At 54.8% G+C, this 26,163-nt stretch carries 26 protein-coding genes and 2 pseudogenes; 19 read left to right on the top strand and 9 right to left on the bottom strand.

Annotation, left to right across the window (positions count from 1 at the left end):
- The first annotated feature begins 251 nt into the window (after nt 1–251).
- The 5 genes from tyrS (at nt 252) to M655_RS20635 (ending at nt 4,880) form a co-directional block, all read left to right on the top strand.
- Nucleotides 252–1,511 (top strand): tyrosine--tRNA ligase, encoded by a 1,260-nt coding sequence (tyrS, locus tag M655_RS20655; protein WP_005828299.1) that lies wholly within the window; start codon nt 252–254, stop codon nt 1,509–1,511.
- Between the two features lie 239 nt (nt 1,512–1,750).
- The gene (locus M655_RS20650) at nt 1,751–2,050 is read left to right on the top strand and encodes a hypothetical protein (protein WP_283858864.1); all 300 of its coding nucleotides are present in this window, start codon (nt 1,751–1,753) and stop codon (nt 2,048–2,050) included.
- On the top strand, nt 1,998–2,636 hold the full coding sequence (locus M655_RS20645; RefSeq protein WP_286085875.1) for a DUF4253 domain-containing protein: 639 nt from the start codon (nt 1,998–2,000) through the stop codon (nt 2,634–2,636). The genes M655_RS20650 and M655_RS20645 overlap by 53 nt, the downstream gene beginning before the upstream one ends.
- 56 nt (nt 2,637–2,692) lie before the next feature.
- Nucleotides 2,693–3,622, top strand: coding sequence for an NAD(P)-dependent alcohol dehydrogenase (locus M655_RS20640; RefSeq protein ID WP_026557691.1), 930 nt, complete (start codon nt 2,693–2,695; stop codon nt 3,620–3,622).
- A 292-nt stretch (nt 3,623–3,914) separates the two neighbouring features.
- Nucleotides 3,915–4,880 (top strand): iron-hydroxamate ABC transporter substrate-binding protein, encoded by a 966-nt coding sequence (locus M655_RS20635; RefSeq protein ID WP_026557692.1) that lies wholly within the window; start codon nt 3,915–3,917, stop codon nt 4,878–4,880.
- A 231-nt stretch (nt 4,881–5,111) separates the two neighbouring features.
- Here the strand turns inward: M655_RS20635 and M655_RS20630 are convergent, their stop codons facing one another.
- The 4 genes from M655_RS20630 to M655_RS20615 form a co-directional block, all read right to left on the bottom strand.
- Nucleotides 5,112–5,969, bottom strand: a complete 858-nt coding sequence (locus M655_RS20630) for an amidohydrolase family protein (RefSeq protein ID WP_005828288.1) — start codon at nt 5,967–5,969, stop codon at nt 5,112–5,114.
- Entirely contained in the window at nt 5,966–9,085 is a 3,120-nt protein-coding gene (locus M655_RS20625; protein WP_026557693.1) for a GNAT family N-acetyltransferase, read from the bottom strand. Before M655_RS20625 ends, M655_RS20630 begins: the two co-directional genes overlap by 4 nt.
- A gap of 256 nt (nt 9,086–9,341) precedes the next feature.
- The gene (locus M655_RS20620) at nt 9,342–9,644 is read right to left on the bottom strand and encodes an AraC family ligand binding domain-containing protein (protein WP_005828285.1); all 303 of its coding nucleotides are present in this window, start codon (nt 9,642–9,644) and stop codon (nt 9,342–9,344) included.
- Nucleotides 9,645–9,714: 70 nt separating this feature from the next.
- Nucleotides 9,715–9,957: a hypothetical protein gene (locus M655_RS20615; RefSeq protein ID WP_152344111.1), complete on the bottom strand. Its 243-nt coding sequence runs from the start codon at nt 9,955–9,957 to the stop codon at nt 9,715–9,717.
- 179 nt (nt 9,958–10,136) lie between these two features.
- Here M655_RS20615 and M655_RS20610 point away from each other — a divergent pair, with 179 nt between their 5' ends.
- The 4 genes and pseudogenes from M655_RS20610 to M655_RS20595 form a co-directional block, all read left to right on the top strand.
- Nucleotides 10,137–10,985 carry an SDR family NAD(P)-dependent oxidoreductase gene (locus M655_RS20610; protein WP_026557695.1) on the top strand — a complete coding sequence of 283 codons (849 nt, stop codon included), beginning with the start codon at nt 10,137–10,139 and terminating at the stop codon, nt 10,983–10,985.
- Nucleotides 10,986–10,987: 2 nt separating this feature from the next.
- On the top strand, nt 10,988–12,535 hold the full coding sequence (locus tag M655_RS20605) for an AMP-binding protein (RefSeq protein ID WP_286085874.1): 1,548 nt from the start codon (nt 10,988–10,990) through the stop codon (nt 12,533–12,535).
- Entirely contained in the window at nt 12,528–12,689 is a 162-nt protein-coding gene (locus M655_RS20600) for a hypothetical protein (RefSeq protein ID WP_286085873.1), read from the top strand. Before M655_RS20605 ends, M655_RS20600 begins: the two co-directional genes overlap by 8 nt.
- Nucleotides 12,664–12,948: pseudogene (locus M655_RS20595) on the top strand (transposase); the annotation flags it as partial. The gene M655_RS20600 and the pseudogene M655_RS20595, both read left to right, overlap by 26 nt.
- 150 nt (nt 12,949–13,098) lie before the next feature.
- Here M655_RS20595 and M655_RS20590 read toward each other — a convergent pair.
- Complete coding sequence (locus tag M655_RS20590; protein WP_005837207.1) at nt 13,099–13,437, bottom strand: hypothetical protein; 339 nt, start codon at nt 13,435–13,437, stop codon at nt 13,099–13,101.
- A 189-nt stretch (nt 13,438–13,626) separates the two neighbouring features.
- Nucleotides 13,627–14,109: a C40 family peptidase gene (locus tag M655_RS20585; protein ID WP_007778682.1), complete on the bottom strand. Its 483-nt coding sequence runs from the start codon at nt 14,107–14,109 to the stop codon at nt 13,627–13,629.
- Nucleotides 14,110–14,222: 113 nt separating this feature from the next.
- Between M655_RS20585 and M655_RS20580 the strand changes: the two genes are divergently transcribed.
- The 10 genes from M655_RS20580 (at nt 14,223) to M655_RS20535 (ending at nt 23,681) form a co-directional block, all read left to right on the top strand.
- Nucleotides 14,223–14,531 (top strand): DUF3139 domain-containing protein, encoded by a 309-nt coding sequence (locus M655_RS20580; protein WP_026557697.1) that lies wholly within the window; start codon nt 14,223–14,225, stop codon nt 14,529–14,531.
- 262 nt (nt 14,532–14,793) lie between these two features.
- Nucleotides 14,794–15,102, top strand: coding sequence for a DUF3139 domain-containing protein (locus M655_RS20575; protein WP_005829704.1), 309 nt, complete (start codon nt 14,794–14,796; stop codon nt 15,100–15,102).
- A 323-nt stretch (nt 15,103–15,425) separates the two neighbouring features.
- On the top strand, nt 15,426–15,863 hold the full coding sequence (locus M655_RS20570) for an SRPBCC family protein (protein ID WP_005829702.1): 438 nt from the start codon (nt 15,426–15,428) through the stop codon (nt 15,861–15,863).
- Between the two features lie 177 nt (nt 15,864–16,040).
- Nucleotides 16,041–16,283, top strand: coding sequence for a DUF2798 domain-containing protein (locus M655_RS20565; protein WP_206699328.1), 243 nt, complete (start codon nt 16,041–16,043; stop codon nt 16,281–16,283).
- Between the two features lie 257 nt (nt 16,284–16,540).
- The gene (locus tag M655_RS20560) at nt 16,541–18,403 is read left to right on the top strand and encodes a helix-turn-helix domain-containing protein (RefSeq protein WP_026557698.1); all 1,863 of its coding nucleotides are present in this window, start codon (nt 16,541–16,543) and stop codon (nt 18,401–18,403) included.
- A 35-nt stretch (nt 18,404–18,438) separates the two neighbouring features.
- Nucleotides 18,439–19,218, top strand: a complete 780-nt coding sequence (locus tag M655_RS20555; protein ID WP_026557699.1) for an IucA/IucC family C-terminal-domain containing protein — start codon at nt 18,439–18,441, stop codon at nt 19,216–19,218.
- A complete protein-coding gene (locus tag M655_RS20550; RefSeq protein WP_026557700.1) occupies nt 19,215–20,465 on the top strand; it encodes an MFS transporter in 1,251 nt (416 codons plus the stop codon). The genes M655_RS20555 and M655_RS20550 overlap by 4 nt, the downstream gene beginning before the upstream one ends.
- Before the next feature lie 50 nt (nt 20,466–20,515).
- Nucleotides 20,516–21,532 carry an ABC transporter substrate-binding protein gene (locus tag M655_RS20545; protein ID WP_007778690.1) on the top strand — a complete coding sequence of 339 codons (1,017 nt, stop codon included), beginning with the start codon at nt 20,516–20,518 and terminating at the stop codon, nt 21,530–21,532.
- Nucleotides 21,533–21,618: 86 nt separating this feature from the next.
- The gene (locus M655_RS20540; RefSeq protein WP_026557701.1) at nt 21,619–22,644 is read left to right on the top strand and encodes a FecCD family ABC transporter permease; all 1,026 of its coding nucleotides are present in this window, start codon (nt 21,619–21,621) and stop codon (nt 22,642–22,644) included.
- Nucleotides 22,641–23,681, top strand: coding sequence for a FecCD family ABC transporter permease (locus M655_RS20535; protein ID WP_025843950.1), 1,041 nt, complete (start codon nt 22,641–22,643; stop codon nt 23,679–23,681). The genes M655_RS20540 and M655_RS20535 overlap by 4 nt, the downstream gene beginning before the upstream one ends.
- 177 nt (nt 23,682–23,858) lie before the next feature.
- Here the strand turns inward: M655_RS20535 and M655_RS28130 are convergent.
- From M655_RS28130 to M655_RS20520, 3 genes and pseudogenes are all read right to left on the bottom strand, one after another.
- Nucleotides 23,859–23,909 (bottom strand): annotated as a pseudogene (locus M655_RS28130) (hypothetical protein); the annotation flags it as partial.
- Between the two features lie 472 nt (nt 23,910–24,381).
- Complete coding sequence (locus tag M655_RS20525; protein WP_025843951.1) at nt 24,382–25,230, bottom strand: LysR family transcriptional regulator; 849 nt, start codon at nt 25,228–25,230, stop codon at nt 24,382–24,384.
- Nucleotides 25,231–25,449: 219 nt separating this feature from the next.
- On the bottom strand, nt 25,450–25,980 hold the full coding sequence (locus tag M655_RS20520) for a hypothetical protein (protein ID WP_026557702.1): 531 nt from the start codon (nt 25,978–25,980) through the stop codon (nt 25,450–25,452).
- Between the last annotated feature and the right edge of the window lie 183 nt (nt 25,981–26,163).

The raw sequence follows: 26,163 nt of genomic DNA, 5'->3' as shown, positions 1-26,163 counted from the left end.
GGTACACACTAAGCCCGCGAATTACAACTCTGGAGTATCTCGGGTAATGCTGAGCGGAATGGCGAACGATATCTCGCCGAGAGTGGCATGAATGGCATCCGGAAGATGGGGTGACCATTGGTGCAATCTGGGTGGTAACACGGTTATACAATCGTCCCTGTGTCTACAATAGACAAGGGGCGATTTTTTGTTGTCACGCACAACGGTGATTCGGTATAGGAGATCTACGAACCTAAGGGAGTGAATTGGCTGTGAACATTATTGATGAACTCGAATGGCGCGGCGCCATTAACCAACAAACAGACGCCGAAGGGCTTCGTGAATTGACTGAGCAAAAATCGATCTCGTTGTACTGTGGCGTGGACCCGACGGGAGACAGCATGCACATCGGGCACCTGATTCCTTTTATCATGCTGAAACGTTTCCAGCTTGCGGGCCATCGTCCGGTTATTTTGATCGGGGGCGCGACAGGGACGATTGGCGATCCGAGCGGCCGCCAGTCCGAGCGCTCGCTGCAAACGCTGGAGCAGGTGCAGGCGAATGTGGATGCCCTCACCGCACAAATGAAAAAGCTGTTCATCACAGAAGGCGACAACCAGATTCGCCTGGTTAACAACTACGACTGGACGCATAAAATCAACGTGATCGAATTTTTGCGCGATTACGGGAAAAACTTCAGCATCAACGCGATGCTCGCCAAGGATGTCGTGGCAAGCAGACTGGAGAGCGGCATTTCCTTTACCGAGTTTTCCTACCAAATCCTCCAGTCGCTCGACTTCCTGCACCTGTACAGACACGAGGACGTCCAGTTGCAAATCGGCGGCTCCGACCAATGGGGCAACATTACGAGCGGTCTCGATCTGATCCGCAAAAAAGAAGGGCCTGAGGCGAAAGCGTTTGGCCTGACAATCCCGCTCATGCTGAAAGCGGACGGGACGAAGTTCGGGAAAACAGCGGGCGGTGCCGTCTGGCTCGATCCGAACAAAACGACGCCGTTCGAATTTTACCAGTTCTGGGCGAACACCGACGATCGCGACGTCGTGAAATACTTGAAATACTTTACGTTCCTCTCCAAAGAGCAAATCGACGAGCTGGCGGTAAAAGTCGAGACGGAGCCGCATAAACGCGAAGCGCAAAAAATGCTCGCAGAGGAAATGACGCGATTCGTGCACGGCGAAGAGTTGCTGGAGCAGGCCAAACGCATTACAGCCGCCCTGTTCACGGGCGATATCAAATCGCTTACCGCCGATGAGATCGAACAAGGCTTCAAGGAAATGCCGACCTACGAGGCGACGAAGGAAGCGAAAAACATCGTGGACTGGCTCGTCGAGCTGGGCATCGAGCCATCCAAGCGCCAGGCGCGCGAGGACATTACGAAAGGCGCGATTTCCATGAACGGCGAGCGGGTGAGCGAGCTGGATCTGGAAGTAACGGCTGACCTGGCGATTGGCGGGCGTTTCATCATTATCCGTAAAGGCAAGAAAAACTACAGCCTCGTAAAGCTGTCGTAAAAAATAATCGTATGGCGAAGAAGCTTCCCTCCTAGTTGCGAGGGAAGCTTTTTTGCTGCAGCCGTGTTGCGATCAGCGCTTGGCAAAAGGATTGGCGTGGCACAAGATTCTTGCGGATCGTTCTACTTTCTCAAGCAAAGATAGTGTACGATAAACGTGTGTGGATTATTTTTCCAAGGAAATCAGGGTGAAACAGACAAAGCGCTTCAGGCGTGCCAAAAGAAAAAGAGGTGTCGATCGTGATTGAAGAGTTGGTCCAATATTTGGAAGGGTGCGAAACCGAAGTGGTGGCTGCGGAGGATGTAGCGCTGCCAGCGGGACAGCACAGCATTCTCGTTTTGCCCTGCTACAACTTGCTGGAAATGATGGAGGAGGCATGTGACGAAGCAGAATCGCTGCCTGCCTTCGTAGAGCAGCAGCTTGCGGACGTGCACAGTCTGAGCGCGGAGGACGCATTCCGGCGAATTGTGGAATCTCGTCTCGCCTATGCCGACTTGCAGCGAGCTGATTCGCGAGGAACTTGCGGAAACGAATCCTGAGCCTTCTGACATCGATCAGGCATGGGTGGAGCAGAGAATCGAGGAAGGCGATTCGCTCGTCGTCCTGAACTTGCCGCAGGAGCGCGGATACGAGGCGCCTTTGTGGGTGCCGATGGGCGGCTACAACGAATGTCCGTTGCCTGTTTACCAGTCCGTGATCTTCCGGCATTTTCAGCAGCAGTACGGCGCAAACATTCTCGCTGTGACAGGCGATACGTGGGTACTGCAGGCAAGCAGACGGCCGCAAACGGCAGAAGAAGCGCTGCAACTGGCAAAAGAGCACTTCATTTTTTGCCAGTACGTCCTGGAGGACCAGCCGACACTCGGCCATTACGCCGATTCTTTGCTGAAACAGGATGTGTGGTATTTTTGGTGGGATCAGGAACAGACGTCCTGCTTGCGAAACTGCACGTCCCTAAGCCTCGGCCAAAACAGTCCATCGTCTGTGCCTGATTGCGCGGCTGGACGAAGGGCTGCGCCGCAGGCTGACGTTTGTTTCTGCTTCGGCGGGCTACGGGAAAACAACGCTTGTCAGCGAGTGGCTCGCGGGCAGTTCCGAGCCTGCGGCCTGGCTGTCGCTCGATGAAGGAGAGTAGCTGTTTTGCGCCGACTCACGGCAAATGAAAATACAGGAGGAAGCCCATGAGAGCTATTGTCTGCCCCAAATACGGATCGCCGGATGTCCTCGTGTTGCAGGAAGTAGCGAAGCCTGTTCCAAAAGACAAGGAAGTGCTGGTCAAAATTCATGCGACGACAGTTACGTCCGGAGATTGCAGGGGGCGGGCTTTTCGCAGTCCGCTGTTGTACTGGTTGCCGATGCGCCTGTTTTTGGGCTGGACGAAGCCTCGACAACCGATTTTGGGTGTCGAGCTGGCCGGAGAAGTGGAAGCGGTCGGCGATCAGGTCAAGCGCTTCAAGCCGGGGGAGCGGGTGTACGCGCTGAGCGGGATGCGCTTTGGCGCACATGCCGAGTACGTCTGTCTGCGAGAAGACGCCGTGATCGCGCACATGCCCGGGAATGTAGCCTTCGAAGAGGCCGCCGCTGTGCCTTTTGGGGGAACGACGGCCCTGCATTTTTTTCGCAAAGGAAAGCTGCAGCGCGGGCAACGCGTCCTCGTTTACGGAGCGTCCGGGGCGGTAGGGACGGCGGCCGTGCAGCTTGCCAAATACTTCGGGGCGAACGTGACCGCGGTGTGCAGCGGCGTCAATTTTGCGCTGGTCAAGTCGCTCGGGGCCGATGAAGCGATTGATTATACAAAAGAAGATTTCGCGCGTACAGGCAAGCAGTACGATCTCATTTTCGACGCCGTCGGAAAAAGCTCGAAAGCCCGTTGCCAGCAGGCGCTCGCGCCAAACGGCAAGTTCATCACCGTAGATGGGCAAGGGGTGGCAAAAGAGCGGGCGGAAGACTTGCAATTTCTCGCGGAGCTGATGGCGTCAGGGCAGTTCCAAGCGGTGATCGACAGGCGCTATCCATTGGCACAGGTTCCGGAAGCCCATTGGTACGTAGAACAAGGGCATAAAAAAGGCAACGTCGTCAGTACAGTGGAGCACGGTCAGGAAGGCGGATAAAACGGCTGAATGGCCGTTTTTTTGTGGGAAAATGATTCGGACGCGATGGCCGCGTGCAGGCAAGGAAAGCAATGCAATGCAATGCAATGCTTCGTCAGACAGACGGGCAGCGCTCGCGGATTGGCTGCTGCCGCAATCTGCAAACGCTGACAAAATCAAGCTTGCCGAGTTGTCAGATCGAGTCTTGCTCCATATTGACAGGGAATAGAGAACTGTTTATAGTATGTAATGGTTCGGAAATGATTATCATTATCAATTGTTGGTTTTCATCTGTCAAAAAGGAGAATGCAACATGAAAAAGTGGCTCACCTCTATCATGATGTCGCTCGTACTGCTGCTGAGCGCCTGCGGCAATGCATCGGTGCCAACGGAGAACGCTGCTGGTGGCAACGCAGCAAAGCAGGAAGCGAAAACAGAAGCAAAACCGGAAGCCGAAGCGAAGCCGGAGACGATTACGTACCAGTCGGAGAACGGACCGATCGAGGTTCCTGCGAGTCCTAAGCGAATTGTCGGTTTGACCAATGCGCCGAACGTTCTTGCTTTGGGCGGAACGCTGGTCGGGGTCGACGAATGGACGAAAAAGAACCCGTTGTTCGCGGATAAGGTAAAAGATGTCGAAACGGTATCCGATGAAACGATGGAAAAAATTCTCGCCCTCCAGCCCGACCTGATTATTGCCGGGTCGTGGATGAAAAACTTGGATAAATTGAAGGAGATCGCGCCAACGGTCGTCTATACGTGGGGCAAGCTGGACTATTTGGCGCAGCAGCGCGAGATCGGCAAGCTGCTGAACAAGGAACAGGAAGCGCAAGCGTGGATTGACGATTTCACGAAGCGCGCGCAAGCGGCCGGCGAAGAAATCAAGGCGAAAATCGGCAAGGACAAAACCGTGTCCGTCTTTGAGCACGACGCAAAAGACTTTTATGTCTTCGGAAACAACTGGGCTCGCGGAACCGAGATTCTGTACCAGGCAATGGGCCTCGCCATGCCGGAAAAAGTGAAGAAGGACGCCCTCGGCCCTGGCTACTACATGCTTTCTCTGGAAGTGATTCCGGAGTATGCCGGAGACTACATCGTACTCAGCCAGCGCAAAGGCGGCGAAAATGCGTTCCTGAACTCCGAGACGTGGAAAAAGATTCCTGCTGTGAAAAACAACCACGTGATCGTCATCGACACGGAGGCATCTACCTACAGTGACCCGATTACGTTGGAGTACTTGCTGAACATTTTTAAGGAAGGTTTTTTGGGCAAGCAATAACCGCTTATAAAAAATACAGACAGGCCAGGAGAGACGCGCTAAAAATACGAAAACGCTTAGGGAACCGTTCAATCCTAAGCGTTTTTCTTTTTGTTTGGCGACCTGTGCGGGATGGAAGTATGTAAACCGTTTTTCCGCCAAGTTGACAGTAAAAACCCCACGGGCTCACGGGCAAACTGCCACGTGACACAGCATGGGGCTTGTAGTTATTCCAACTATCAACCTTCCAGTTTACTCAACAATCGTCCTGATTTTCGGAAACACCTTCAACGCCGTCTTATAAAACACATCCTCATGATACTCCGCCGGGATCAGCTCCTGCACGAACTGGATGTACGACTTCACGGGCGCGAGCGGCCAGTCGGTGCCGAACAGGAACTTTTCGTAATGGTCGCAGTAGGTGATCGCGTGGCGCAGGTGGGCGAAGAACAGCGGCGACTCGGCCAGTCTGCGGCAGTTGGCGGCGTCACCGACCATCAGGCCGGAGAGGTCGGCAAACATGTTGCGGTTTTTGTACACGACTTCTGCGCCATCCAGCACCCACGGGTCGCCGAAATGCGCCATCAAGAAGTTCACGTCCCGATGCTTTACCGCTACTTCGTCGAGCGTGAGCGGGTGGGAGTATTTGAGCAGGCCGCGCTCCGAGTACGTATCGCCCGTATGAAAAACAACCGGTACCCCGTATTTGGCCGCAAGCGCGTAGACCGGATCGTAGACGCTGTCGTAAGCGTAGAATGGATAGTAGCCCAAATAGATTTTCAAGCCGACGGCCTGCGGCTTTTGCAGTTCGGCTTCCAGGCGGGCGACTGCCGCCTCGTCCAGATGGTACGGATTGATCCCGAGGCAGTAGACGAGCTGTGGCGGCAGCTCGTCTGTCAGGTCGAGGCCCATCGGTGTTGCCGCCTCCGGGTCGGGAAAGCCGTTCTTTTGCGTCTCGGTCAGGCCCATGCCGATGCCGAGCACGACGCCGTTTTCCGCGTATTCCTGCAAAATGCCCTGGACGGAGTAGTCGACGAACGACTTTTCGGCCGCTGTGCGCTTGAATTCTTCGATGTGGGACAGATGCATGTGGGCATCAATAATTTTCATCGTGAAATCCTCCCTTCGGTTTCGCTGGCAAACCGGATGGCGCGCAAGGCCGACAGCGAATCGGCTGGCAGCGGCTCGTCCGCAAACAGGAAAAAGACAGGGGCGGTAAAGGCTATGCGGTCGTGCGGCAGGTTCAGCTCGCGCGAGAGGGAGGCGAGGGCGATTTCTTTGTTGGCGTAGAGGTCGATGTCTGCCGTCTCCAGGTCCGTGACGATTTGCAGCTTTTCCTTGCGCGACGGGCTGCCAAACGTATAGTCTGACGCTTCGTAGGCGAACAGTTCCCCTTGGCCCAGCTTGTAGTGCAGCTTCTCGCCATGCTTTCCTGCCGTGTTCAGCCACAGTGGGCCTGTAGCAGTTTCGGTTTGCAAAAAGATTTCTGTCGTCCAATCTTTGTTCGCAAAGTACGTCCCCGTATGCTGCACGATCTCGACAGTATGGCAGAGCAGCGGGACGCCAGGCATGAGCAGGAAATATTGGTGGCAGGTGAGGCCGCTATATTTTTCCTGCTTTTTTACGTGGTAGCTCAGCCTGATCCCTTGCCAGACGTTTTGCTTGTTGTCGGTCAGTTGGGCGAAGCAGGCAGACCGCTCTTCCTTGACCAGCGAAAACGCACTCAGCTCCTCGACGTGGTTGCTGATGCCGCCTGTCCACGGATTCCACCACGACTTCGGCTGGCGCTCGGGGAAGGAGCTGGCCAGCCACTCCTGCCCTCCGGCGGTGAGCGAATAGAGCGACGGAGCGAAGTCCGGGGCGGCTTTGATGCGGATAAAGCCGTTGTCCGCGACGTACACCTGTTGTCCCGCTTCCTCGGTCGTCTCCTGGGCAATCTCGCCTTGTCCGATGGGGAAGATCGCGCTCTGCAAGCGAGCGTCGTGGGTGGCGAAGCGTCCGTCTACGCGCACGAGGTCAGGCGAGCCTGTCGGCGCAGCGAGCGAAAAGCGCGATTCTGTCGCTTCCGCCTCTTCCGTGTAGCGGTGGGCCTGTTTTCCGGCAGGCGCGCTTTGCAGCGAGGCAGTCAGCTCGCCCTCCAAATATTGCTGTTTGTATTCTTTGACCTGTACCTGCACTTCTTTTCCTGCGACAAACGGGTTGTGATCGTTGGCGACAAGCTCCAGATGTGGCGTCAGGGACAAGTTTGCTGATGGCAAAGCTTCTTTTTGCGCAAAGGCGCGGAAGTCTTTCCAGTCCGCATACGCACCGTGCGTCATGTGGATCGGGCCGAACTTCTTTTTGTCGTGCGGCTCCAGGCTGCCAAGGCACGTCTCCAGCGTGAGCTGCCGGACCTGGAAGTCGATCCGGTATTCCTTCGGCCAGCACATGCCCCACGGAACTGCTTCCTCCCGCGAAAACAGCCAGTTTTCGCTGACGAGCTTGCCGTCCCAGTAGTCCAAATCGCTGCCGTAGGAGGAAGGCACTTCGACATAGCGGCCTTGATACGGCAAAACGGGGCGGTGCAGCGTATGGGAAAAGCCTTGGATCAGCCACAGCTCCGCCGCCATTTTTTCGGCAGAGCGGTTTTCCAGTTCCAGCAAGTGTTCGACGGAGCCGTCTCCGAACAGCAGCGTCTTTTCCACCAGGACAAGTCCGGGGTAACTGCCGGAGTGATACGTGGCGTGAATCCCGATCGCTCCTTTTTCCGCGACAAACTCGACCTGCTCGGCGCGCTTTTTGGAAAACTCGCTGGAATACGGCTTGCCAAGCTTCGGATAGGCGATGTAGCTCGGTTCGCCGCCATTTGCGCCGACGATGGTCAGCTCGTTGTCGTCCTTGGTCAAAAACAGCGAGTGGCGGCCGTGGTGCACTTGCCAGGTTTGCTCCGTCTCGCCCGCGAGCATGGCGCCAAGGCCAGTGAAGGCAGCCCCGAGCTTTTTCACAAACGAGACTGTACTGCCGTCTGCAAGCTGCGCCTGTACACGAACGTCCGCTTCGTAAAAGCCGTGTTGCAGCAAATCGGCCGCAAGCGGCAGCGAGGTGCGCTCCTTGCCTGCCAGCGTCAGCGTGAATTGCTGTTCATGGAAGCGTAAAAACGGCGCTTCCGGAAGCGTGAACGAAAACTGCGCTTCTTCGGCAAAGTTGTTTTCCACATCGAGATAAAACGGTGCGGTCTGTCCAGGATAGGACAAGCCGGGGACGTGCAGGGAGAGGGAAGCGGGAAACTTGGGCAAGATTCCGACCTGGAACAAGGCGCGCCTGCCGTTAATCAGGACGTGTGTGCAGACTCGCGGATGCGTGCGCCAGACGCTTTGCTCCTCTGTAATCTCTCCGACAAAAAAGCTGGCGGACAGCGTCGTCTCGCCCGTCACTTCCAGTTCTTGGCGATAGTCAAAGCGGATGTTTTCGTCAGACTCTCCTGTCAAAGAGAGCTGCAACGGCTTGCCTGATTTGTTGACGATCCGATAGTGAATCTGGTACGTGCGGCCGAAGACCAGCTCCAGTTGCTCCACCTCGGCAGCGAGCAAGTAATCTTCCGTTTCGATCAGCCGCATGCCGCGCCCGCGCCGTTCAAACTCTACGCGCAGGCTTTTTTCGCCTTTCGTCCAGGAGTAGGTGAAGTAGTCGAAGCCGTTTTCTTTCCGACCGTCCGGCTCGACGACAATCTCCCGGGCAGAGTCCCGATACCAGTCGAGTTCCTCGAAGTAGTGCGCGATGGCTTCCGTCCGCAGCACAGTGGGCATCATGTTCATCAAATGCGTGCTATCGTCGCGGTCTTCCCAGAAAAAACCGAACTTTTTATACAGGGGGACAGCCTTCGTGTTGCCCGCCCATGTGTAGAGATCAAGCCGCGGCCAGCCGAGTTCGACGGTCTTGTCCAGTGCGCGGGCAAGCAGCATGCGTCCTACCTTTTTGCCATGGTATTCCGGCCGGACGTTGAGCAGGGGGATGTAGAGGGCGCCGGTATCTTCGCGGTACTCGGCGAGGCTGCAATAGCCCACGACGGTTTCGCCGTCCATCGCCAGGTAGACAGCGAGCGCATCGGAGTGAGCTTCCTCCTGTCTGATCTGTTCCGCTGTCGTGATTGAATTTCCGCCTCCCCAACTGTCCCGACTGGCGTTCCACATGTCCGCGACGGCCGCGGCCAGCTCGGGACGGTAAAGGACGATAGAGATAGATTCCATGATTGCCTGCACCTCGATCTCATTGTCAGATTTTGTATAGTAATAGAGAGACGATTGAGGGAGAGGTTCGGTTTCTTGTTTTCGCGCCTTTTTCGCAGGCGGGGAGAGTGGGCAAGGAGAAAAAGCGAGAGGGAATGTACGATGGAAAGCCGGTATCGCAGAAACACGAGACCGGCTTCGTCCAGGCGTGGCTTGGCGGCGGGTGGAACTTACACGGGTTGCGGCAAGCTCCGCCGCTGGCATGGCGCTTTTATGACTAGCGTTCAATCCGGATGACTACCATCTCTACATCTTCGTCCAGAGCGCGCACGCTATGCTTTTCCAGAGGGGGCATGTGCAAAAGCGTCTGCGGAGTCAGCTCCACCTGTTTGCCGGAAAAGTCGAACACGGCTGTGCCCTTTTGCACGATAATGAGCACGTCTGCATCCGTATCGTGTTCCGGGACGAACGCTCCGGCGCGCAACTGCAACTGCAAGACTTTTGTCCGCTCAAATCCCATCAGCGCCCCGATGTGCTTAGGTGCCGACTCCAAATGGTTGTTCAGGTCATAGGTTTGCATGATTGATCTACTCCTCATCATTCCAACGTAAAATAAATTTTCGCAGCGGGGATATGACAGCGTGGTTCAGCTAGATGATGAAAATGCTGACGAGCGTCCAGGCGAGTACTTTGGCCGTGTCGATGCTGCGCCAGCCGTCTGCCGTGTTCAAATAGGTACCGGGAAACATCAGCACAGCCACGACAAACACCGGGACCATGGAGCCTGTGCCGAACCAGACCATCGCCAGGACGACGACGATGATCGCTGTGAACACGAAAAAATGAGAACAGGAACACGAGCGCCAACTGACTCGTCGCAATCTTGACGGCATCAGCCCTTTCATGCGGTTTTGGTGGTAGGGAAGATGAATACGAGTCAAGTATAAGCCATTTTTTCGGCGATACATTGTGACCAAGATCACAGTGGACAAAACAGATCGTTCTTGTTTCCCGGGGCAGAGTCGAGGAAAATAAGGAGAAATCTACTACTTGCCAAAAAAGGGTCATGCCGATGCATACGTACAGTCTTTTGGAAAAACTGCTGTTTTGGCCAGCCGTCCTGGACGAAAAAAGGCTGGCACGCTCGCTTGCAGGCAAGACGATCCTCATTACAGGGGCAAGCTCCGGGATTGGCGAGCAGCTCGCATATTTGTTGGGGCGCTGCGAGGTACAGTTGCTGCTGGTGGCGCGAAGAGAGGAAAAGCTTTGCCAGCTCAAGCGGGAAATCGAGCGGCATGGAACGGCTACCGTCAGCGTTTTCGGGGCGGATTTGCGCGAGCCGCTTGAACTGGAGTCGTTTCTCGCCTGGGTGTGCGAGCAGGCAGACACGATAAATATCGTGGTCAGCAACGCGGGCTTGTCCATCAGGCGTTCGATCATGGACTCGCTCGACCGCCACCACGATTTTACGCGCACGATGGCGATCAATTACTTCGCCCCGGTCAGGCTGCTGCTGTCTCTTCTGCCGCAGCTTGCCAGAAGCAACGGACAAATCATCCATATCTCGACGATCAACACGTCGCTAGTTCCGCTGCCGTACTGGGCGGCGTACCAAGCTTCGAAGGCAGCCTTTGACACGTGGTTTCGCTCGGCGGCGCCGGAGTGGAACGCGCGAGGAATCGCCACGACTGCGATTTATTTTCCGCTGGTAAAAACGCCGATGATCGCGCCGACTGCCGCCTACCGCAGCATGCCCGCCATGAGCGCGGAGCACGCCGCCCGGGTCATCGCCAAATCCATGTGCACGAGACGAAAAAGCTGGCGGCCGTGGTGGCTTTTGTTCGGGGAGCTGGCCTCGGTGTTGGGCAGAGGACTGTGGGAGCGCCTCACTCCGCGCTGGCTGCGAAAAAAGGGGGGATGACGGTGCGGATCGCGTTTTTGCTTGCGACGCTGTACAAAATGAAGCTGTTGACGCCAGCAGGAATCGGCAGGCTGCTCGCCGCCATCTGCCGATACGGAACCAACCTGATGACGCTGTTGCAGGTCGCGCAGCGCACGTACGGCCAAAAGATTGCCCTGGCCGACGAACGGGAAGCCGTCAGCTTTCGGCAGTTGTGGTGCGACTCCGAACGCCTCGCCTGGGCGTTCAGGGAGAAATACGGGCTTGCCCGCGGCAAAAAGGTCGGATTGTTATGCCAAAACCACATGGCGCTGGTGAAAGCGATTTTCGCCGCTTCCGGCACGGGGTGCGACATTTATTTGCTCAATCCGGAGATGAGCGCAAGGCAGCTTGCGCAACTGCTGGACGAGACGAAGCTCGACCTGCTCGTCCACGACGCCAACGGGACGGCCCGCATTGAGCAGGCGGCGCACAGGACCGTGCGGCTGCACAGCTACTACGACCAGTTGCCCGCCATCAATCGGCTGCTGCACGAGTGGCATGAAACGGCTGCCGCCACCCCAAAATCGCCAAAGCGGGCATCTGCCGGGCACATCATGCTGTTGACAGGAGGGACGACGGGGCAGCCGAAAAAAGTCGCGCACAAGCCGTCGCTGTTCCACTATTTGCCGCCGTTTTTGGCGCTGCTGACGCGGCTTCGGCTGCTGGGCTGCCATACTGCCTATGTGGCTACGCCCATCTGCCACGGATACGGGCTGGCGATCTTGCTCTTGTTCCTTGCGCTGGGCAAAAAAGTCGTGATAACGCCCGGCTTCGACGCCGCCAACGCCTGTGCGCTGATCGAAAAGCACAAGGTCGACGCCGTGACGGTCGTTCCGCTCATGCTGAGAAAAATGCTGCGGCACAACGCGAGCGCCTTGCAGTCTCTCGCTTGCATCGCTTCTGGCGGCGCGCCGCTAACGCCCGCACTTGCCGCCGAAGTGTCCGGCCAATTGGGAGCGGTCTTGTTCAACCTGTACGGAACTTCCGAAGCGGGCCTTTGTGCCGTCGCAACTCCGCAAGACCTGGCGTCCGCACCGCACACCATCGGCAAAAAAATCGGCGGTGTCGGCTTGCACGTCCGGGGAAGGGACAGGCAAAAGCTCGCGGCAGGCGAGATCGGGCAGCTTTGCGTGCGAAGGCGGGGAGCGCTTTTTTCCACCCGGACCGGATGGGTCGAGACAGGGGATCTGGGCTATCGGGATGAGCGCGGGTATTATTTTTTATGCGGAAGGACAGACGACATGGTCGTATCCGGCGGAGAAAATGTGTATCCGATCGAGCTGGAGCGCATTTTGGCCGAGCATCCGGGCGTAGAGGACGCGGCTGTGGTGGGCATTCCCGACGAAGCGTTTGGGCAAAGGCTGAAAGCGTTCGTGCAGCCTGCGAGCTATGCCGGGCTGACCGAGGAAGCTGTGCTGGACTGGCTGCGCCCGCGAGTCGCCAGGTATCAGTTGCCAAAAGAGATTGTGTTCGTTGACAGCATCGCCTACACCGACCTGGGCAAGCCCGACCGGAAGCAGCTTGTATAAAGACAACGACACATCCGCATGCAGAGAGAAATACGGACTTGTCCGCGGCAAAAAGGTCGGCTTTCTATGCCAAAACCACATGGCGCTGGTGAAAGCGATTTTCGCCGCTTCCGGCCATTCACCCCTATCAAAAGACGGCAAGAACAAGCCGTAAAAACGAAAAGAATCTGCGTACTTGGTCATTTTATCGCCTGTCTCAGTTCATTGAATATAAAGCGAATTTAGTTGGTATTAGAGTTGAGCATGTGAATCCTGCATACACAAGTCAGACATGCCCTAAATGCTCTGAGAAGAATAAGGCACAAGACCGTAAGTATAAATGCAAATGTGGATTCGAAAAACATCGTGATTTAGTCGGTGCTATGAACATTCGATATGCACCTGTGATTGATGGTAACAGTCAATCAGCCTAAGATGCTATATGCACTGTCTTAGGAGGGGCAATGAGATGTCCTCATCTTGAAGGCTGTTCAAAACAGAAATGGACTGCGAACGTTTAGTCATTCAAGAATCCCACCCGTACACCGTAATGTGGAAGGCTTGCGGCTTTAGCCGTGGGAGTCTCAAGAGTCAGATTCTATTTTTTTCCGAAGCAACCCTAAATATTTCCGTTTGTATTTATTTACGCCTTGTTGGGATATACCTAAATGCTTTGCTACTATTTCTTCTGGAACCCCATTGATAACTACTTGCTCGATAATGAATCTTGCTTTAGATGGAAGGGAATTCAACATTTCTTCTACATACAACTTAGAATCTACAGAAAATATTTGATTCTGCCCACATATATTTTCTATGATCGGAAGCTCTCGGGCGGAAATCTTCTTTGCTTGATACTGCAACCGCCAAGCAATCCTTTTTATAACTCTCCTACACTCTTCTTTTAGTAGTTCATCATTCATGCTTCTCACCATCCCATCTTATAGGTAAATGAACAAAGTAAAAAGCAACTTATTTTAACAAATCAATACATTTTTTGTTAGATGGTAAAAAGAGGATTTTTCTCTTCGTTTGGGGTATAAATTACAGAGTTGGGAAATCTGTGCAAGGAATAAAACCCCGCTAATGCGAGGCTTTATTTGACCTTCTTCTTAACGTTTGATAGTTCCTACTGATGCAAAGTCCTCTGAATCTCGAACATCGCTTGGATAAATATGGGTTGCTCTACTGCGATCAGTAAGACCTCTGCCAGTAATGTCGAGATTAGAACCATAGTAAAATGCGTGCCAGATGAACTTAGAACAATAACTAAGCTCGATATTATCCAAGTCCATATTAAAATAGTATTTCTTTACGTCATCAATATGGTTGATTGCCCATTTAGCAGCTTTGGAAGCTCCACTCCTGGGACGGAGAACCTGGATCTTATCGCCGGGCTTAAATAGAGAAACATAGCCATCAATATCGTCAACTAATCCAGGTCCGTCCGGATGAACGTGAATGATATCGTAGTCCGGTCCTACAATTGCCACGTGTCCAACAAAAAAAGTCGAAAAGCTTTTTTTCGAGTACAATACGTCTCCTGGCTTCATATCCGTGTTAGTGCCAGGATACTGTGGTCTGTCAGTTGCCATATAAAATTCCTCCTATATAGTTGATTAACGATAATAAGGCGCCCATTATCGCTTTCACTATTCAAGGAAAAAAAAGCATCATTTTACAACCACTTTTTTGGGGGGAAACAAAAATGAATAAAAAAATGATGATAATAGCTTTCCTAGTTTTAATCCTTATCGCTGTTCCAGTTATATATGTTCAAGGAACTTTGTTAAGCTTAGAAAATCAGGTACGCCAATATCTCATTACCGAGAAAAATATTGATGAGAAAACAATAGTTAGTCTAGATGGCCGTTTTGGGAAGCTTCCGTTCTTTGGTGTAGAAGTTATTTTTGCTGATGAACCCGATGTAAGATACTTTTATACTGAAATAGACGGAAAAATAGTACCTGTACATGTAACGCTTAAACCTAAAGGATACAACTACAAACATAAATGAGTTCCCAGAGGCTTCACCGAAACTGAGAATACTCGAAACCTATCAAAGAAATTATTTTCCGGTGTTTGGATAAATGTGGGGTTGCTCTACTGCGATCGCTAAGACCTCTGCCAGTAATGTCGAGATTAGAACCATAGTAAAATGCGTGCCAGATGAACTTAGAACAGTGGGGTCTATCAGATTAAAATTCCCCATTATCGCTTTCACTCTTTACGGAAAAAAAGCATCATTTTTACAACCGATTTTTTGGGGGATAACGAAAATGCACAAAAAAACAATGATTATAGTTTTCCTGATCTTAATCCTGATCGCTGCTCCAGTTATATATGTTCAAGGAACTTTGTTAAGCTTAGAAAATCAAGTACGCCAATATCTCATTACGGAGAAAAATCTCGATGAGAAAACAATAGCTAGTGTAGATGGCGTTTTTGGGAAGCTTCCGCTTTTTAGTGTAGAAGTTATTTTTGCTGATGAACCCGATGTAAGATACTTTTATACTGAAAAAAACGGAGAGATAATACCTCTTAGTGCAACGCTTAAACCCGAAGGATACGAATACAAACATAAATGAGTTCCCAGAGGCTTCGCCGAAACCCAGAATACTCGAAACCCATCAAGGAAGTTCTTTCCCGGGGCATTTCGTGCAGCCTGCGAGCCATGCCGGGCTGACCGAGGAAGCTTTGCTGGGCTGGCTGGCTGCGCCCGCGAGTCGCCAGGTATCAGTTGCCAAAAGAGATTGTGTTCGTTGACAGCATCGCCTACACCGGCCTGGGCAAGCCCGACCGGAAGCAGCTTGTGTAAAGACAACGACACATTTTCCCGAAATATCCTGCCCCCTAAAGCCATACATATTACGAGACATCCGAAACAACCAGGGGAAAGGAATGAGCAACCATGCCTCAAGGCATCCACGATATCGAGCTGCCGCTGCCGATCGGGACGATCTGGGAATTTGTCAGCGTGCTGGAGAACTGGGTTCCGCTCGTGCCAGGCTACATCAGCCACGAAGTGATCCATGAGCGGCGCGTGACCTGGACGTTTACCGGCGACATCGGGATTATGAAAAAGCAAATCAGCCTGCAGGTGGACATTACCGAGTGGAACGAGCCGACGGAAGTGAAGTTTACACTGACCGGAATCAACGAGAATTTTACGGGAGAAGGCTACTTTCGGGCAGAGGCGTTGGGGGAGGAGCGCACGAAAATGACCGGGTTTCTCGACATTACGGCAAAAGGCTTGAAGGCCCCCATGGTGAACTCGATCCTGAAGTCACACGTCCCGCAATTGACGACAGATTTGGCGGAAGCCGTCGCCAGCCGGATGAGGGAATAACAAGAGCAGCGTTGCTGAAAAACCTTTGCGATACAGCAAAGGTTTTTTTCTTGTCCCGTCGACACTTGCAGCGTTGACGGCTTCGCTATTTTGCTTTAAGCTACCATAATTAATCGGGTAACCGTCGCGCAGAACGGTTGCCTTTTAATAGGAAGAAACAGGAAAATCAGCGAGGTGATGCGTGTGAAAATCCCGAAAAAATACGAAGCGATTGTCTTTACGTTTTTAATGGCGCTGGGCATGTCCTGTATTTTGTCGTTCTTCATGATGCTGGTGAATTTCGGCTTCAACTCCATGCTGCTCGAGCGCTGGCTCAAGGCATGGCCGATGGCTTTTTCGCTGGCGTTTCCCGCCGCTTACTTTTGGCCAAAAGCAATCCGGCGGCTGATGAAAAAAATTACGTTTGTCGAGAGCAAATAACGCTTGGTCACCGCACAGCTATCGCAAAGGCTGTGTTTTTTTATACCGATAAGAGTTTATAAGATTCTTATCCAGTATAAGGGCAACGAAGGCTGCGCCAAGCCATTGACGCAGCCAAGTTTTCTAATTCGCTCGCCAGGCGCATACGCCGACTGTCGCTTGGGGCGATTCGTTATTGATGATGAGAATCATTATCTTTATAATAGACCCACATCTAATTCCACGACGCCACAGCACAGAACAGGAGGGAAAGGGAGTTGTCATTTCAGGACGATTTGTTGTTATGGAATCACGCAGCTCTCAAAGTAGTGGACGTCCGCCGTGCGGTGATCCAGCCAGGCGACAGCCTGCGCGCGCACCAGCTTACGGCAGGCTCATTTTTGTGTACCGTACAGGGAAAGGCTCGCGTGCTGCTTGACGAAGCGCAGTATCAGGCGGGCCCTTATCATGTTTGCCACGCCGGAAAAGGCACGGTACTCGCGATTGATTACGTGCAGGAAGCACTCGAATACTATTTGCTGCAATACAAGGCGACCCTGGCTCTGCCGTGCCGCGAGGAGCTGTTGCGGCTGCAGCAGAAGCGAGACCCTTTTCAACTCGCGCACAGCTTTACGCCGCGCTATCCGCTGCCGCTGTTTGGCACAGTCCGCCAGATGCACGAGAAATGGCAGAAGGCGAGCATGCTGGACAGGCTCCACGCGAAGGCGCTCTTGCATCAGTTTGTGTACGAATGGCTGCAGCAGCGCCAGGAGCAGGCAGAAGAGCCGACTGCCCAGAGTCTGGTGGACAAGGCAATCCGCTTGATCGAGGAGCAGTTCTCCGAGAAAATGACGCTGCATGCGCTGGCGAGCCAGGTAGGCTGCCAGGAGCGGCAGTTGCAGCGGCTGTTCAAGGCAGCGCTTGCGGTGGGGCCGATGGAATACCTGCTCCGCGTCCGGCTGGAAAAGGCCAAGGACCTGCTGCTGAAACTGAATGTGCCGCTGATGGACATTGCCGAGGCTGTCGGCTTTACAGACAGCTATTACTTCAGCCGCCTGTTCAAAAAATACGTCGGCATCTCCCCCAGCCAATTCAGAAAAATGGCCGGGCAACCCGAACTTTGTCGTCAAAATCCATCCGGCTTGTCGCCATCGTTCATTGGCGGCAAAAGCGTGCCCTTGTATAGTATTAATAACGAGAATGGGAGTCATTCTCAATCGAAAACAGCACCTGCTTCGGCTGCTCTGGCAGCGCACAGGAGCAAGCGTGCAAAACAGGCAGACCCTGAGGGGGGAGTGGCAAAAACGACAAGCAAGTACATCAGGCATCTGCGAGGCGAACTGGAGCTGGATCGACTGCCCGAAAAAATTGCGGTGCTCGATTACCAGTACATCGATCAAATGTACGCACTCGGCCACTTGCCAGCAGGCAGCGTATTTGCCACGACCAGCCCGTCCGGATTGCCGGAATATTTGGGCGAGAAAATGAGCGCGATCAAAAGGCTGGGGACAAAGGATCATCCGGATATGACCGCGATTGCCGAGCTGTCGCCGGAGCTGATTGTCTGCACGGATACACATGCCCGTCTGTACGACGAGCTGGTCGCGATTGCCCCGACGGTGATGCTCGGCAGAAACGACGACTGGCGGACGACGCTTCCTGTGCTGGGAAAAATGCTCGGCAAAGAGCAGGAGGCGCAAAACGTGATTGACGCGTACAACCAAAAGATCGTCCATCTGAAAGATGCGATTGCGGCCAAGCTGGGGGGCAAGACGGTTTCCTTGATCCGGCCGCGCGACAACATGATCCGGCTGCACACGACGGCGCACCGGACGGCACGGATTTTGTACCGGGATCTCGGCATCGCGCCGCCGCCGATGGCGATGGACAGCAAGCGGACCAGCTCGTACATCCAGTTGGACGCCATGACCGAACTGAATGCCGACCACCTCTTTGTGTTGCAGGACGATACGAACGCCGCGCTGACCAGCGCCTACCAGGAGTCCGCCCTCTGGAGAAACCTGAGCGTGGTCAAAGCCAACCATGTGCGCACGTTCGACACGACGATGTGGATCGGCTTTTACGGGCCTGTCGCGATTAACCGGGTAGTGGATGAAATTGCAGACGCGCTGTTGTCCTGACCGCCTCATCTCTGCCCGCAAAGGGAGAGCATTTGATGAACAAAAACTGGCTAGAAGCGGACGAATCGGCGTATGTGGCGGAGCATTTTCGCCTGACCCATGGCGTACCCGTGCGCTCGGGAGAGTTGATTCCGGTCACAGAGTTGTTGGATGAAAAGACGTGCGCGGACTGTCTCGCGCGGATGAGCGGCTATTTGCACGCCCCTTCGCTGAAAGTGACCGCCTCCCTGTTTGCCAAAAGGTACGCGTTTTTGACCGTTGCCCCCATCTTGTACGCCATGACGGTGTACAACAAAGCAGTCACGCTGGACATCGGGCAATGCCAGCTCGTTTTGGCAAAGGAGCCGGGCGAGCCATGGCTGTCGCGGCTCCATGTACGCGCGTCGGACGTTCGCGCGTTCGCTGCCGGGGACAGGAGCGAGTGGCGGGAGCAGATCATCCGCAGCTTGTTCGCCGGACATATCGCACCGCTGTGGCACACGATTTCCCGCGTGGCGAACATTCCGCGCATGGTGCTGTGGGAAAACACGGCGGTCCGTTTGTTTTCGCTGTACGAAAAGCGGATCAAAGCGGAGGCGGGAAGCGAACTGCGGGAGCGCGTCCAGGCTGACTTTGCCTGCCTGCTCAAGCACGCGCCTGCCCCATGGTTCGGGGAAGAACAAAATCCGTTCGCGCAGTTTTGCGAGTTTGGCGACAGCGGGCCTGGAGCAGCGACAGTGCGACCGGGCCGGATTCGCAAGACGTGCTGCTATCATTACAAGGTTTCTTCGCGCGAAGGCTTCTGCTCGGCTTGCCCGAGAGCGAAAAGCCGATGACAGCGAGAGAGGATCGTGTCAGCACGGTGGAAAAGTGGAGACGGAATCTGTTTATTTTGTGCGCCGGGCAATTTTTGACGATGGCCTCGCTCAGTTGCGTCACTCCGTTTTTGCCGCTCTATTTGCAGGAGATGGGCGTGTCTGATCCCGGCGAAGTTCTCTGGTGGGCAGGAGCGATTTACGTCGCCAATCTGCTGACGGCGTTTTTGTTTTCGCCGCTGTGGGGCAAGCTGGCGGATCGGCACGGCCGGAAGCTGATGATCGTTCGCTCCGGCTTCGGTCTCGCGGTCACGATTACGCTGATGGGATTTGTCACCAGTCCTGTGCAGTTGCTTGTTTTGCGGCTGGCAAACGGGATGATGGCAGGTTTCAGCCCGGCTGCTGTCGCTTTTACCGCAACGAATACGCCGCAGGAGCGCAGCGGCTATGCGCTCGGCATCCTGCACGCCAGCGCGGTCGGGGGAACGATCTGCGGCCCGCTTTTGGGCAGTCTGCTCGCTGTCCGCTTCGGCTTTAGCGCCGTCTTTTGCTACACAGGTCTGTGCATTTTGCTTGCCGCCATTATGATCGTTTTTTGGGTGCAAGAGCGTGTGGCAAACGAGCAGCGGCTTGTGGAGAAAACGAACTTTCTCGCCGATTTGCGGCACATCGCGGGCAAAAAGCCGCTCGGCGCGCTGTTCGTCTCTGCCGCAATCGCCAGAGCAGCGATGGTCGGTACGTTGCCGCTCATCCCGCTGTACGTCCAACAGTTGCTTCCCGATCAGGACAACGTAGTTATCATGGCGGGCGTGACGACGGCGGTCATGGGCCTTGCCAATATGCTCGCGGCTCCCCAACTCGGAAAGTGGGGCGACAAGTTCGGCTCCCACCGGATTTTCAACCTCGCCGTGTTCGGTTCGATCGTTTTTTTGGTGCCGCAAGCCTTTGTCCAACAATTATGGCAATTCATCGCCCTGCGCTTTTGCACGGGAGCATGCCTGGGCGGGATGATGCCCTCTCTGCACGTTCTCCTGCGGCAGTACGCGCCAAAAGGAATGGAGAGCAGGACGTACAGCTACCACAATTGTGCCGTCTTTTTGGGCGGCATGGCGGGGACGTTTGCCATGGGAGCGATTGCGAGCGGTTTCGGCTTGCCGCTGATTTTTGTCGGCTCGGCCGTTTTGCTGCTCCTAAACCAGCTATGGATGAAATTCATGGTGCTTCCGCATATCGGCCCGCTGCACGAAAGCGCAGAAAAGCGCCAGTGAGCTTTCTATTGACAAGGAAATCGTCGGAAAAACAAAAGGGGGAAACAGCAGTGTTGATCGATAAAAAATGGTCGTTCATTTTCAGCGCCGTGCTTCTCGTTGCCTTCGTGCTCGCAGGCTGCGGAGCGAGCGGGCAAGGAACGGCAACAGCGGGGACGACGGAGACACAACCGGCGCAAAGCCAGCCGCAAGCAGCGGCCGAACCAGCTAAAGACGCGGGACAACAGGACGTCCGGGTCGTTTCCCACGCGATGGGAAAAACAGAAGTAAAAGGCACGCCGACCAAAGTCGTGACGCTGTTCCAGGGCGCCACCGATGCCGCCCTGCTGCTTGGCGTCAAGCCGGTAGGCGCAGTAGAGTCGTGGATTGAGCAGCCGTGGTACAACTACATTCGAGACAAGATGGACGGCGTGACCAACCTGGGCTCGGAAAACCAGCCGAACCTGGAAGAGATTGTAGCTCTCCACCCGGATCTCATCATTGCCTCCAAGACCCGTCACGAAAAAATTTACGAGCAACTGTCCGCGATTGCGCCGACGGTGATGACCGAAGAGGTGCATATTTGGAAAGACACCTTGAGCCTGAGTGCAGAAGCGCTGAACAAAAAAGCGGAAGAGGCCAAGTTTTTAGAGGAATGGGCGCAAAAGGTAGCGGCGTTCAAGGAAAAAATGGGCGACAAGCTCAATCTGCAGGTCGGGATTGTCGACTTCCGCCCGGATCACGCCCGCATCGTGTACACCGGCTTTTCCGCTCTCGTTCTGGACGAGCTGGGCGTAGCGCGGCCGACGAACCAGAAAGGCGAAGAGTGGGGAGTGAAGCTGACCTCCAAGGAAAACATTGCGCAAATGGACGCAGATATCATTTTCGACCAGACGAGCACGACCCGGGACGACGGACGACTGGATTTGCGCAAAGAGTGGACGGAGCACCCGCTCTGGAAAAATCTGCGGGCGGTGAAAAACAATCGCGTATTCGAGGTGGATTCGGCGATCTGGAACAACGGCTCCGGCCCGTTGGCGGCATTGGGCATGCTGGAAGACTTGTATGAATTTTACGAGTTGAAATAAGGACGCGGGAGGAAACTGTTGACCGCAAGCAGCGTCAGCAGTTTTCTTGTCGATCGCTTTCGCGAAAAAAGCGAGGGAGGATTGTTGTGCGCTCATACTTGCATCAGCCTGTTTACAAGGCGCTTGGCTTGATCGGCTGCGCCATTGTCCTCGGGGGATTGTTTGTGGCAAGCATCGCCCTTGGCAGCACGCCGATTCGCTTTCTGACCGTCATCGAATCGTTTCGCGATTATGACGCCTCGCTCAAGGAGCATGTCATCGTGATGACGACCAGGCTTCCGCGCGCCGTTTTTGCTGCGGTGATCGGAGCAAACCTGGCTGTGGCAGGCGCTCTCATGCAGGCGTTGACCCGAAACCCGATGGCGTCGCCCAGCATTTTCGGCATCAATTCCGGGGCTGTCTTTTTTGTGGTGGCGGCATTGGCTGTCCTGCCGATTTCCTCGCTGAACCAACTGGTCTGGATCGCTTTTGCGGGAGCGGGCGTAGCTGCTTTCACCGTGTACTTCCTCGGCTCGATGGGCCGAGGGGGCATGACGCCGCTGAAAATCGTGCTGGCAGGCTCGGCCATGTCCGCGCTGTTTGCTTCGTTTACACAAGGAATGCTCGTCCTGGACGAGTCCGGGCTGCAAAATGTGCTGTTTTGGCTGGCAGGCTCTGTGTCCGGCAAAGAGCTGGACAGCTTGCTTCCGGTGTTGCCCTACATGCTGTTCGCCGGAGTAGCGGCACTATTGTTGGCCCGGTCTGTCAACATTTTGGCGACAGGCGAAGAGGTTGCCAAAGGCTTGGGACAAAAAACGGGCCTCGTCAAGCTGCTGATTGCGCTCACCGTGATCCTGCTTGCGGGCAGCTCGGTCGCGGTCGCAGGCTCGATCGGCTTTGTCGGGCTGGTGATTCCGCACATCGCCCGCTTTCTGGTCGGCATCGACTATCGCTGGGTCATTCCGTACAGCGCGGTTTTGGGCGCCATCCTGCTGGTGAGTGCAGATATTGCAGCCCGCTTTTTGATTATGCCCGCCGAGATGCCGCTCGGGGTAATGACGGCGCTCGTCGGTGCGCCCTTCTTTGTTTATACGGCCCGCAAAGAGTACCGCGCGAAAGGAGCATCGCAATGAATCGGCTATTTTCGATCCGAAGCTGGGCCGGACGCTTTGCGCAGCTACTGCCGCAGAAGACGATGCTGCTACTCGCGGTATTGCTGCTGTGCACCGTCGGCGGGATGGTCGTCAGCGTGCAGTTGGGCAGCAAACTGATCCCGCTGTCAGACGTCGTGCGCACGCTGTTCGGCTACGGCACACCGGAGCAGATGCTGGTCGTCGGCACGCTCCGGCTTCCGCGCGTTCTGCTCGCCGTGCTCGTCGGCGCGGCGCTGAGCGTCTCGGGGGCGATTTTGCAAGGCGTGGCCCGCAATCCGCTCGCTTCGCCCGATGTGATCGGGGTGACAGGGGGAGCTGCTTTTGCCGCTGTCGCGTTCATCACCTATACGGCAGGAGTGGTCAGTGTGCGGTGGCTTCCGCTGGCGGCTTTTTGCGGGGCGGCGCTCGTTTCGCTGTTGATTTACTTTTTGGCCTGGAAAAAAGGGGTGACGTCCACGAGGCTGATTTTGGTCGGAATCGGGGTAGCTGCCGTCACCAGCGCGTTGACCATGCTGATGATCGTCCTCAGTCCGATTACGGCGGCCAGCAAGGCGTACATCTGGATGACGGGCAGCATATACGGCGCGTCGTGGGAAAACGTGTACGCCATGCTGCCCTGGGCGATCGTGTTCATTCCTTTGGCGCTTTTGTACGCCCGCATCCTCGACGTCCAGGAGCTGGGGGACGAGCTGGCGACAGGGCTTGGCGCGCGCGTGCAGCTTCACCGCTGCATTCTGCTGTTTATCAGCGTCGCCTTGGCAGGGGCGGCAGTTGCAGTCGCGGGCGCCGTCGGCTTTATCGGGCTGATCGGCCCGCATATCGCCCGAAAGCTTGTCGGCCCGTCTCACGGCCGCGCCATTCCCGTGGCGGCCCTGATCGGCAGCCTGCTCTTGCTGTCTGCGGATACGGTTGCCCGGCTCGCCTTTCAACCGCTCGACGTTCCGGCAGGCGTCTTTACAGCGGGCGTAGGCGCCCCTTTTTTCATCTATTTGCTTTACCGAAGCCGCAATCGCTAGGCAAAAGCAGGATTGCAGGCGGAAAAAGGCAAAACCAGGCGCTCCATTCGGGGCCGCCTGGTTTTTTGTTGAGTAAATGACGGAAAAGCAGGCTACCTGGCGCAAAATGGAGGTTCGCGGACAGTTGGGAAAATTGCAGCCAGCAAACACGAGCGTGTCGATACCGCGCTCCCGCAGAAACAGCTCCAGCCCCGTCTGATAAAAAGCGCCCCAGCGCGGCTTGTACATGACCCATTCCTGCTCGCCCACCGCCTGGAATCGTCCGGCAAGCAGCGCAGCGGAGTCGAGGGCGGTGTAGGCAGAAGGACGAAGCTCGCGGACCAGCTCTGCGCCTTCGCTATTTGGCGCGGCTATTTTCGCGCCGTTTTCAATCGCTTCCCGGCGGCACAGGTCGACGTTGGAGCCGTCTTCTTTGCATGGGTGAATTACGTGAATAATCGGAAAACGACTCGCGCGGTAAGCCTCCAGCGCCTTGTGTATATGCGGCAGCACCTGTGCAGTGCCCGGAATTTCCGCCGGGGCGTTTTGGCAGAGTAAAATCGTTTTGCGTGTCAATCGTAACCAGTGCGGACGTGTGCCAATTCGGACTTGTGTAGCTCAAGGCTTTTCCCCTCCAGCAAGTGAAGTAGTTTCCCTCTATTGTACCGCTTGTCCAGGCCAGAAACAGATAAAAAAAGAGCCGTGCCCGGAAAGCGCACGGCTACAGGAAATGACTCGCTTCGATAAATTGCCTTTCCAGCGGCGAGAGCTGATAGCCTTGCCGCGTGACCAAATATTTATCCACATACCGATGCTCTGTGGGCAGCTCCACAAAGTCTGTCAGCCCAAACTGCCTGACGATCCGTTTGGATAAAAGGGCGATCCCCATGCCCAAAGCGGCAAACTGAAACAGTGTCTCCAGCACGGCTACTTCCGTCAAGGGGGCTGCTGGCAAACCAAGGTCGGAGTAAAGCTGCAGCAAAATCGCCGTACACAGACATTCCTTGGAGGAAACGAGCATTGTTTCGCCTTGCAGAAAATGCTGGAGCGAAACGCCCGACTTTGCTTTTTTGCCGATCAATACAAGCTCTTCTGTCCCGATTTTTTTGAAGTGGAGCTGCTCCGTCTTGCTGGATGTGCCGATCGTATAGGCGAGGTCGATGCTGCCAGACATCAGCGCTTTTTCCATTTCCTCGGTGGTGCCGGTCTTCAAGGTGACGGACAGCCGCGGATATTTATCGTACAGGTCCGTGAACGCCGCCGTCAGCTCCGAGCCGATGACCGATTGCATCGTGCCAAGCCGCAGCTTGGGGTCTTGCTGCTGCATCTCCTGTTCGGCTTCTTCCCAGAGGGTCAGCAACTTTTTATAGTGCGCATACAGCCTCTCTCCCTCATGGGTCAGCTCCATTCCTTTGGAGCTGCGGATGAACAACTGCTTTTCGTAATGCGTTTCGATCTTTTTGATTTTCGCTGTCATGTTGGATTGCAGATGGTTCATGCGAAAGGCGGCGGCAGACAGACTCTTCAGCTCGGCGACCGTGACAAAAGCCCGGATGGTATCTATATCCATGTGTTTTGGCTCCTTTTATCGAAAAAAAGTGATGGCTCTATCGAAAGCTGACATGATTCGAGATGCCTTTTGCTTAGCATACTCGTGGCAAAACGATTTTGCCGAGTCATAACGAGGGGGAATGGGCATGAAAACGGACAAACCAGAGCGCGCTGGCTTTCTTTTTAAAGTGTGGTCAGACGATTCGGAAAAATAGGGCTGTTCAAGGCCAGCTACCGGCTACACCGACATAAACCGGATCAGCCCCAAAATGGCAAAGGCAAACAATGCCGTCCCCACGCCAATGCCGGTAATCGCGCTGCTCGCCACTTGCAGCTTGCGCGCGATCGGACGGGAAACAAGGGCGACGACAATCAGCAGCACGGCCAAAACGGATAAACCCGCATCCGCAAACACATTTTTCAGCCCGAAAAAATGGAGGCCGACGATCAAGGCAATCCACGGGGCAATCTCGTCCTTGCGCCGCTTTTTCAAGAGCACAAGCGCTCCCGCCAGAGCAAGGGCAAATTCGACAGACACGAGGAGCAAGTAACGTTGAAAAGCAGTCCGGTCAGACAGCGCGGAAGGGGCATGCCAATTGGTTACACTCAGGTAGACGCCCACGAGGCAGACGAGCAGCGCGGCGCCTGCAGCCATGCCGAGATAGTTGCGCCAGCCCGGTCGGGGCTTTTCCTGCGCCCAGCCGAACCAGGAGAAGCTGAACAGCCCAAAGATTGCGGCGTACATGGCGTAGTCACGGACGTACTCCATCGTATCCCTCCTTAAATGATGTTGTTATTTTTTTACTATAACAGATAAGCGCCGGGAGGAAAGCGGCAAAAAGCCGGACGAGTCGAGCGGATGAACGCAAAATGAGCCAATCAAATCTAGCATTTGGGTTACTTGCATTTTTTTGCTGTGGTATAATCTACCATTGATAGAAAATAACGAGCG

The sequence above is a fragment of the Brevibacillus sp. NSP2.1 genome (assembly GCF_000470975.2).
Lineage (GTDB): Bacteria > Bacillota > Bacilli > Brevibacillales > Brevibacillaceae > Brevibacillus > Brevibacillus agri.
This window is presented reverse-complemented; position numbering and strand designations above follow the sequence as displayed.

Coding starts and splice junctions, on each gene's coding strand:
- M655_RS20645 (WP_286085875.1), top strand. CDS start 1,998: ATGCCGACTTGCAGCGAGCTGATTCGCGAGGAACTTGCGGAAACGAAT.
- M655_RS20640 (WP_026557691.1), top strand. CDS start 2,693: ATGAGAGCTATTGTCTGCCCCAAATACGGATCGCCGGATGTCCTCGTG.
- M655_RS20635 (WP_026557692.1), top strand. CDS start 3,915: ATGAAAAAGTGGCTCACCTCTATCATGATGTCGCTCGTACTGCTGCTG.
- M655_RS20630 (WP_005828288.1), bottom strand. CDS start 5,969: ATGAAAATTATTGATGCCCACATGCATCTGTCCCACATCGAAGAATTC.
- M655_RS20625 (WP_026557693.1), bottom strand. CDS start 9,085: ATGGAATCTATCTCTATCGTCCTTTACCGTCCCGAGCTGGCCGCGGCC.
- M655_RS20620 (WP_005828285.1), bottom strand. CDS start 9,644: ATGCAAACCTATGACCTGAACAACCATTTGGAGTCGGCACCTAAGCAC.
- M655_RS20615 (WP_152344111.1), bottom strand. CDS start 9,957: ATGCCGTCAAGATTGCGACGAGTCAGTTGGCGCTCGTGTTCCTGTTCT.
- M655_RS20610 (WP_026557695.1), top strand. CDS start 10,137: ATGCATACGTACAGTCTTTTGGAAAAACTGCTGTTTTGGCCAGCCGTC.
- M655_RS20590 (WP_005837207.1), bottom strand. CDS start 13,437: ATGAATGATGAACTACTAAAAGAAGAGTGTAGGAGAGTTATAAAAAGG.
- M655_RS20585 (WP_007778682.1), bottom strand. CDS start 14,109: ATGGCAACTGACAGACCACAGTATCCTGGCACTAACACGGATATGAAG.
- M655_RS20580 (WP_026557697.1), top strand. CDS start 14,223: ATGAATAAAAAAATGATGATAATAGCTTTCCTAGTTTTAATCCTTATC.
- M655_RS20575 (WP_005829704.1), top strand. CDS start 14,794: ATGCACAAAAAAACAATGATTATAGTTTTCCTGATCTTAATCCTGATC.
- M655_RS20570 (WP_005829702.1), top strand. CDS start 15,426: ATGCCTCAAGGCATCCACGATATCGAGCTGCCGCTGCCGATCGGGACG.
- M655_RS20565 (WP_206699328.1), top strand. CDS start 16,041: ATGCGTGTGAAAATCCCGAAAAAATACGAAGCGATTGTCTTTACGTTT.
- M655_RS20555 (WP_026557699.1), top strand. CDS start 18,439: ATGAACAAAAACTGGCTAGAAGCGGACGAATCGGCGTATGTGGCGGAG.
- M655_RS20550 (WP_026557700.1), top strand. CDS start 19,215: ATGACAGCGAGAGAGGATCGTGTCAGCACGGTGGAAAAGTGGAGACGG.
- M655_RS20535 (WP_025843950.1), top strand. CDS start 22,641: ATGAATCGGCTATTTTCGATCCGAAGCTGGGCCGGACGCTTTGCGCAG.
- M655_RS20525 (WP_025843951.1), bottom strand. CDS start 25,230: ATGGATATAGATACCATCCGGGCTTTTGTCACGGTCGCCGAGCTGAAG.
- M655_RS20520 (WP_026557702.1), bottom strand. CDS start 25,980: ATGGAGTACGTCCGTGACTACGCCATGTACGCCGCAATCTTTGGGCTG.